Genomic DNA, 8,004 nt, shown 5'->3' with positions numbered 1-8,004 from the left:
TTTTTTCTATCCCCTATTCCCTATTTTCTTTTCCCCTCTGTTCCCTGTTCCCTGTTCCCTGTTCCCTGTTCCCTTTTAAATCCAGATTTTGGATACAACTCAAATAGGATTGCTATATTATTATTGTTGAATTGTACCATCAGGCATAATAGCCCCTTGAAAATTAGCTCCTTTGATGTCGGCTCCAGTTAAGTCGGCTGAATTCAAATCAGCATCCTTAAAATTAGCACCCTTGAGATTAGCATTATTGAGTTTAGCACCTCGAATAAATGCACCTGTAAGATTCGCTTGACTCAGATTAGCATTCGTTAAAATAGCTTGAGTTAAAGCCACTCCAGTTAAATCAGCCCCCGTTAAATTAGCCCCCGTTAAATTAACACTATCTAACAAAGCGCCTTGGAGATTAACTCCTTTTAAATCCGCTTGACTGAAGTTAGAATTATTGAGTTTAGCTCCGGCTAAATTCTGCCCTTGTAAGCTTTTACCACTAAAATCACATCCAAAACATTCTTGATCTTGACCTAACTGCACTTGAGTCGCAGGTTTTTGACAGCCAGTAACCGTTAACAAAAAAAGACCTAAACCGATGATAATAACAGAAGTGAAAGGGTGTATTTTTTTGGATTTCATATTAAACTTTGTCATTTCTAATTACCCCAATATCGTCGCCAATGAAATAGATTCTCAATCCCATCAAATAATACTGTATTTTGACGACGACGTTGATTAACCCAGGCGATCGCACTTTGATGATAAACTTCTGAAAACGTCGGTATAATAGCCGGAAATTCTGCTAAGGTTTTCAAGTTTACTCCTTGACGAATAGCTAAGGCGAGGGTATGAATGAACTCACTCCCTTGGGAACCCACCACCGTAGCCCCTAATAGTTTACCATTAGATAGTCCAACAAGTTTACAAAATCCCGTTGTTTCTCCCCAAATGTGAGCGTGAGCGATCATTTTCAGCGATTGTCGTTCTACAATAACCTGAGTTCCATACCGTCGTTTAGCTTGGGTTTCTGTTAACCCGACTCGCGCTAATTGAGGGTCAGAAAAAATAGCCCAAGGAATGCCTTGATAATTGACCTTAAACTTCGGCCAATATAGGGCATTTTTGATGGCAATTTGGGCTTCATATTGGGCAATATGTTCAAAGGAATAACCTCCTAAAATCTCTCCACACCCATAAATTCTAGGATTTGAGGTTTGTAATTTTTCATTAAAGTCCAAATTATTGCCTTGAAAAATAACTCCAACCCGGTTTAAATTTAAACCTTCTAAATCCGTTTGAGAGCCACAAGCAACCAGAATTTCATCGACTTCTAGGGCAGTATTTCCGGCTTGAACCCATTTTTTATCCTCAATTTGTTTAACTTGAATTACCGGAGTTTGGGTAAAAATTCTAACGCCTTCTGCCTCTAATTGTGCTTGAATTAACTGCACCGCTTCGGGATCTTCTTTACCTAAAATTTGAGATCCTTTGACAACCATAATCACTTCTATTCCCAAACGGGTTAACAGTTGAGCCAACTCAACACCCGTTGGATCACCGCCAATAATAGCTAACCGTTGGCGAACAGTTTCAGAGCCATTCTGTCGTTTATCCAAAAATAAATCTAGGGTTTTTGAGGTGATAAATCCTGTCGATAATAACCCTTCAATGGGGGGAATTTTGGGTGGGGATGCTAGAGCTAATAAATAAGTCCGCGATCGCAAAATTCGGCTATTAATACTAAATCCTAGACGGGGAGACTGAATAAATTCTCCTTGACCCATAATCAGATCAATTCCCCAACTGGCTAACCGTTGAGGAGAATAAATCTCGGCACAATTTGCTCTGATCAAATCTCCCCAAAGTTTTGCTTGTTTCCCATTCAAAGGAGAACGGGAATTACAGTTTTCTGGGAGGGGTATTTGCCGAAGATTTTGGACAGATGCAGCCAAGGGAAATAACTCTTGATATCCCTGTTTTAAACTGGGTTCTTTGGGTTCAACTAAAGCGACCCGTGCTTGCATTTGAGCCGCTAACAAAGCCGCATACCGTCCCGTTAAACTCCCCCCTAAAATCACCAGATCATAATCCAACATATTATCCGTTTTTAGCAATTACAACTTGAGAGGACAGCAATTCCAAAGCCGCTTGATATTGTTGATCGGCTTCCGTTGCGACTTGATTCCGAAATAATGCTTCTGAAGGAATCACCCGATCAGGCATAATCCCTAATTTATTAATATCAGTATGATTGGGCGTTTCATATTTAGCAACTGTTACCGCTAACCCAGCGCCATCGGATAAATCAAATAAGGATTGAATTAACCCTTTACCAAAGGTTTTATCCCCCACTAAAATAGCCCGATGATTATCTTGTAATGCTCCGGCTAAAATCTCACTCGCGCTCGCCGTTCCAGGATTAACTAAAACCACTAAAGGAGCTTGGGTTAAAGCTGAACCTACCGCTTCAAAACTTCCTAATATTCCCTGACGATTAACCGTATAAACAATTGTACCTTCATCTAACCAAAGACGGGCAATTTCTATTCCCGATTGTAATAAACCACCGGGATTATTTCTTAAATCCAAAATATAGGCTTTTGCCCCTTGTTGCTCCAAAGATTGAATCGCATGGGCAACTTCTTCGGTAGCATTAGCGCTAAATTGACTTAAACGAATATAACCGAAAGGAGTTTGTCTTAAATCAGACCGCAGTTCTGCAATCACGGAGTTGAGAGTAATTCGATCTCGAACCAGGAGAACATCTTCCGGGGTGGTGCTACCATCTCGTAATAGGGTTAAGGTAACGCGAGTCCCCCTAGGCCCCCGCATCCGGGTAGCAGATTCATCTAGGGTTAATTCAGAGGTGGGAAAGCCATCAATCTTCAAAATCCGATCACGGGGTTGAATTCCGGCTTGTTCGGCTGGAGAACCATCTAAGGGAGTAATGACGGTTAAATCTCCGGTTTCTGCATCTAGGGCTATTTGTAAGCCCACACCCATGAGTTCCCCGGAGGTATTGACCTGTAAACTGCGATATTGATCCGGTCGTAACAGACGAGTAAAGGGGTCATCCAAGGTGGCTAACATTTTCTCAATGGCATCATAAGCGTCGTCCCTGGTTTTAAAGGGTTGTCGCAATAGTTGTTCACGGATAGACCACCAATTTTGATGGTTGAAGCTTTCATCCACATAAGCTCGATTAATAATGCGCCAACTTTCGCTAAAAAGCTTTTGGTCTTCGGTCAAGGCAAAAACTGGGGTTGTCCAAGAGAGCCAGGTTAAGGTGATTTGCAGAATGATCAGCAATAGGATTTGAAAAACTCTTTTGTGCATGGTGGTGATAAAACGCTATTTTAATATTCGGGTTTGAGATTAACCCCTGAAGAACCTTGAACTTGATTTTAAACTAAGACCGTTAGGGACTCTCAGCATCCGATGTTGATTCTCAACTTTTGTGAAAATTGAGTTGAAGTTATGTTACATTTTTGATCGTAGGGGAGAACACACCAGGCGGTTAGCCTAAGCTTTCAATCGGAGCAAACCGAAGCCCCTGCTCCTTATGGTTACGGCTTATTGATTGCCAGGTTCCTCTGGCTGCCAAAAGTCCAGCCTGAAGACATCTCTTAATGATGGCTAAAAGGAACGATAATAGACAGCAATTAATTTTTAGGAATTCTAGCTTCATGTTTTCTAAGGGAATCAAAGAAACTCAGACTTTCAAGTGGTTTGATGAACGGCTGGAAATCCAAGCACTTGAGGATGACATTACGAGTAAGTATGTCCCACCTCATGTCAACATCTTCTATTGCTTGGGTGGAGTTACTTTAGTTTGCTTTTTAATCCAGTTTGCCACTGGATTTGCGATGACGTTCTATTACAAGCCGACCGTCACAGAAGCCTTTAATTCTGTTCAGTACATTATGACGGATGTAAGCTTTGGTTGGCTAATTCGTTCTATCCATCGCTGGTCTGCCAGTATGATGGTGTTAATGATGATTCTGCACGTTTTCCGCGTGTATCTGACGGGCGGTTTCAAGAAACCCCGTGAATTAACCTGGATTACAGGTGTGATTTTAGCGGTGATCACGGTTTCCTTTGGGGTAACGGGCTATTCTCTGCCTTGGGATCAACTCGGTTACTGGGCGGTAAAAATTGTATCCGGGGTTCCTGAAGCGATTCCTGTTGTGGGTTCGACCATTGTTGAACTGATGCGGGGAAGTACCGCCGTCGGTCAAAGCACCCTCAGCCGTTTCTACAGCTTACATACTTTTGTGCTGCCTTGGCTGATTGCCGTCTTTATGTTAGCCCACTTCCTGATGATTCGGAAGCAAGGGATTTCTGGCCCCCTGTAAACCTACAGGCTCGGCAAAAATCTGTTAGATTTCCTCAAAAAGGAGCGCACTGTTTATCATGTCCATCTTAAAAAAGCCGGATCTCAGTGATCCCGTTCTTCGGGCTAAATTAGCTAAAGGCATGGGTCACAACTATTATGGTGAACCTGCTTGGCCGAATGACTTGTTATATACGTTCCCCGTTGTGATTTTGGGAACTTTCGGTTTAGTGGTGGCGTTGTCCGTTCTTGACCCCGCGATGGTAGGAGAACCCTCTAATCCCTTCGCAACGCCTTTAGAAATTCTGCCCGAATGGTATTTGTGGCCCACCTTCCAAATTTTGCGGGTGGTTCCCAATAAACTGTTAGGAATCATGATGATGTCTTCGATTCCTGTGGGTTTAATGGCAATTCCTCTGATTGAAAATGTTAACAAGTTCCAAAACCCGTTCCGTCGTCCTGTGGCGACTGCAATTTTCCTGTTTGGAACTTTAGTAACGCTGTGGTTAGGAATTGGGGCGGCACTTCCCATCGACAAGTCTTTAACTTTAGGCTTTTAAACAGACTTGATCTGAAAATTATTGGATACCTGTGAGTTTACCAGGGTAGCGTGTTAGGCTAAATCTTGGGGGCGATCACAGGTATCGTTTTTTATAGGAATAGAAGTCTTCAGAAGGGTCAAGCCTAATTTAACCACAAAGACACAAAGACACGAAGACACGGAAGTTGCTGTAAACACGCTCGCTGCTTGCTGATTTTTTGTGCCTGGAACAATATATCCTTGAAACCCAGATATGTTATTTAAAAAATACCTAAACTTAAATCAAAATCGTTTAATTTGGTGCTTTTTAGCTGTTTTTTCTTGTGAAGGTGGGATTCAATCTTATGTTAAAGATATTTTAGAGGCTTCCCAGAATATTAACCCCAATAGTTACGTTTTAATTTTACGCGATTATCCGGGATGTTCTAACCCCTTTGAAACGACATTAAGTCCGTTTAAATTTGAGTATTTTAAATCTCTAAATCCCCTCTGGGGAAGGATTAAATTAGCAATATCTTTACTAACTAATTTAATCAAATATCGGCCGCAAAGAGTTTTGTGTGGTCATATTAATTTAGCCCATTTGGTGCAAACAATTTGTCAACCTTTGGGCATTCCCTACACCGTATTAACCTATGGTAAAGAAGTCTGGGAACCTTTGCCGAAAAAGTGTCAAAAAGCCCTACAAAACGCCGATCAAATTTGGACAATTAGCCGATATAGCCGAGATCAAGCTTGTATTGCTAATCAGTTAAATCCTAAGCAATTTGAAATGTTAGCCTGTATGGTCAATGGGGAACAATTTACTCCCGGCCCTAAACCTCAACACTTGATTGAACGCTATGGTTTACAGGATGCACGGGTGTTAATGACCGTGGCGCGACTTTGGAAAGGCGATCCTTATAAAGGAGTGGATGTTACCATTCGCGCTTTATCCCAAATTGCGGAAGTGTTTCCCAATATTAAATATTTAGTCATTGGTCGGGGAGATGACCAACCTAGATTACAACAGTTAGCTCAAGATTTAGGAGTGAGCGATCGTGTCATATTTGCCGGGTTTGTTCCCACCGAGGAATTAGTCGATCATTACCGCCTCTGTGATGGTTATGTGATGCCTTCTCAAGAAGGGTTTGGGATTGTTTATTTAGAAGCGATGGCCTGTGAAAAACCCGTTATTGCTGGGGATAACGATGGTTCGGCTGATCCCTTACAGGATGGAAAATTAGGCTGGCAAGTGCCTCACCGAGATGTGGATGCGGTAGCTCAAGCTTGTATAGAACTGCTCAAGGGTGAAGATCAACGTTGCAATGGGTCTTGGTTACGCGAGCAGTGTTTAGCCCATTTCGGCAAACCTGCCTTTCAAAGCCGAGTCCAACAGTTACTCCAGCAAAAAGTAGTATGATGGAAGTTAAAGATAATGTCAACATACACATTTTAAAATTTACATCAGATTTAATCTGGCTTGAATAATTAAGGAGATAGCTGTGAACCAAGAGCGGTTCAAAACTCTACAAATCCGACTTTCCGGTTTGAGTAACTGGCTAATTACATTAGCTGTAATTGGCATTTTAATCTCTATTGGTCTGGGTTGGTTAGTTAAGGGGATTCTGATTTTAATTGTGGTGATTGTAATTACTCCTATTTTGTTAATTTTGGGTGTGCAGTGGTGGTTAAAACGCAATTTAATTCAAGATAAATGTCCGGTTTGTAGCCAGGAATTTCCCGCTTTTAATACCACTCAGTTTCAATGTCCAAACTGCGGCGAACCTTTAAAGGTGGAAGCCGGACATTTTAGTCGGTTAACACCGCCCGGAACAATTGACGTGCAAGCCGTTGATGTTTCAGTTCAACAATTAGAAGATTAACTTAAACTCATTGGACTTAACAGAGGGAGAATAAAATTGTGTCTCAAGATCAAACCACTATTTTAGTGACTGGAGGAGCAGGTTATATTGGCTCCCACGCTGTCCTGGCTTTGCAACGTTCTGGTTATCAAGTCATTATTCTCGATAATTTAGTTTACGGACATCAAGATTTAGTAGAAACGGTTCTCAAAACCGAATTAATTATTGGGGATACGAATGATCGTCCGTTACTCGATGAATTATTTTCCAGTCGCAAAATTGATGCCGTGATGCACTTTTCTGCCTATGCTTATGTGGGGGAATCTGTCACCCATCCTGATAAATATTATCGCAATAATGTGATCGGAACGTTAACGCTTTTAGAAGCAATGAAAGACGCAGGAATTAATAAATTTGTGTTTTCTTCCACCTGCGCCACCTATGGAGTTCCTGATATTGTTCCCATTCCTGAAGATCATCCCCAAAATCCGATTAATCCTTATGGGGCGACTAAATTAATGGTAGAACGGATTTTATCAGATTTTGATATTGCTTATGATTTTAAATCGGTACGTTTCCGTTATTTTAACGCTGCTGGAGCCGACCCAGAAGGGTTATTAGGAGAAGATCATAATCCTGAAACCCATTTAATTCCTTTAACGTTATTAGCAGCATTAGGAAAACGAGACTCAATTTCCATTTTCGGAACAGATTATCCCACCCCGGATGGAACTTGTATTCGAGATTATATTCATGTCACTGATTTAGCAACCGCCCATATTTTAGGGTTAGAATATTTATTAAATGGGGGACAAACGGATGTATTTAATTTAGGAAATGGACAGGGATTTTCCGTTAAAGAGGTAATAGAAACCGCCAGAGAAATTACCGGGAAAGAGATTAAAGTGATTGAATGCGATCGCCGTCCTGGAGATCCGCCCAGTTTAGTTGGAAGTGGAGAAAAAGCCCGAACAATATTAGGTTGGAATCCTGAATATCCCGATATTGAAAATATTCTCACCCACGCTTGGAATTGGCATCAAAAACGACACGCCTAACCGTAGTAAGCCCTTCAGGGCTTTCTTTCTAATAGTAGGATCTAGGATCAGAAACCGTGTTTCTAACAAAATATGTCTATCTTTAATAAAAACTGTCTCAGAAACCCGGTTTTTCAATACGATGACTAGGATTAAGCCTCGTAGTAAGCCCTTCAGGGCTTTCTTTCTAATAATAGGATCAGAAATCGGGTTTCTAACAAAATATGTCTATCTTTAATAAAAACTGTCTCAGAAACC

Annotated in this window: 8 protein-coding genes; 5 read left to right on the top strand and 3 right to left on the bottom strand. The window is 41.3% G+C overall.

Annotated elements, in window-relative coordinates; genetic code table 11:
• Positions 1 to 120 precede the first annotated feature (120 nt).
• From PL8927_RS06615 to ctpA, 3 genes are read right to left on the bottom strand one after another with little or no spacing between them, the layout of a single operon-like run.
• Positions 121 to 645 carry a pentapeptide repeat-containing protein gene (locus tag PL8927_RS06615; protein ID WP_156093115.1) on the bottom strand — a complete coding sequence of 175 codons (525 nt, stop codon included), beginning with the start codon at positions 643 to 645 and terminating at the stop codon, positions 121 to 123.
• 2 nt (positions 646 to 647) lie between these two features.
• A complete protein-coding gene (locus tag PL8927_RS06610; RefSeq protein WP_083618861.1) occupies positions 648 to 2,087 on the bottom strand; it encodes a dihydrolipoyl dehydrogenase family protein in 1,440 nt (479 codons plus the stop codon).
• A gap of 1 nt (position 2,088) precedes the next feature.
• On the bottom strand, positions 2,089 to 3,327 hold the full coding sequence (gene ctpA, locus PL8927_RS06605) for a carboxyl-terminal processing protease CtpA (protein ID WP_083618859.1): 1,239 nt from the start codon (positions 3,325 to 3,327) through the stop codon (positions 2,089 to 2,091).
• Between the two features lie 350 nt (positions 3,328 to 3,677).
• On the opposite strand from ctpA, the gene petB reads away from it, so the two are divergent.
• The 5 genes from petB to galE all read left to right on the top strand — a co-directional run bounded on the left by petB (position 3,678) and on the right by galE (position 7,767).
• A complete protein-coding gene (gene petB, locus PL8927_RS06600; protein ID WP_083618856.1) occupies positions 3,678 to 4,346 on the top strand; it encodes a cytochrome b6 in 669 nt (222 codons plus the stop codon).
• Positions 4,347 to 4,404: 58 nt separating this feature from the next.
• Positions 4,405 to 4,884 carry a cytochrome b6-f complex subunit IV gene (gene petD, locus PL8927_RS06595; protein ID WP_083618854.1) on the top strand — a complete coding sequence of 160 codons (480 nt, stop codon included), beginning with the start codon at positions 4,405 to 4,407 and terminating at the stop codon, positions 4,882 to 4,884.
• Positions 4,885 to 5,118: 234 nt separating this feature from the next.
• On the top strand, positions 5,119 to 6,267 hold the full coding sequence (locus PL8927_RS06590; RefSeq protein WP_083618852.1) for a glycosyltransferase family 4 protein: 1,149 nt from the start codon (positions 5,119 to 5,121) through the stop codon (positions 6,265 to 6,267).
• Positions 6,268 to 6,349: 82 nt separating this feature from the next.
• Positions 6,350 to 6,730, top strand: coding sequence for a hypothetical protein (locus PL8927_RS06585; protein WP_083618850.1), 381 nt, complete (start codon positions 6,350 to 6,352; stop codon positions 6,728 to 6,730).
• A gap of 38 nt (positions 6,731 to 6,768) precedes the next feature.
• Positions 6,769 to 7,767, top strand: coding sequence for a UDP-glucose 4-epimerase GalE (galE, locus tag PL8927_RS06580; RefSeq protein WP_083618848.1), 999 nt, complete (start codon positions 6,769 to 6,771; stop codon positions 7,765 to 7,767).
• The last annotated feature ends 237 nt before the right edge of the window (positions 7,768 to 8,004 follow it).

This window comes from Planktothrix serta PCC 8927 (assembly GCF_900010725.2).
GTDB lineage: Bacteria > Cyanobacteriota > Cyanobacteriia > Cyanobacteriales > Microcoleaceae > Planktothrix > Planktothrix serta.
Note: the sequence above shows the minus strand (reverse complement) of the source record. Positions and strands in the feature narration are given on the sequence as shown.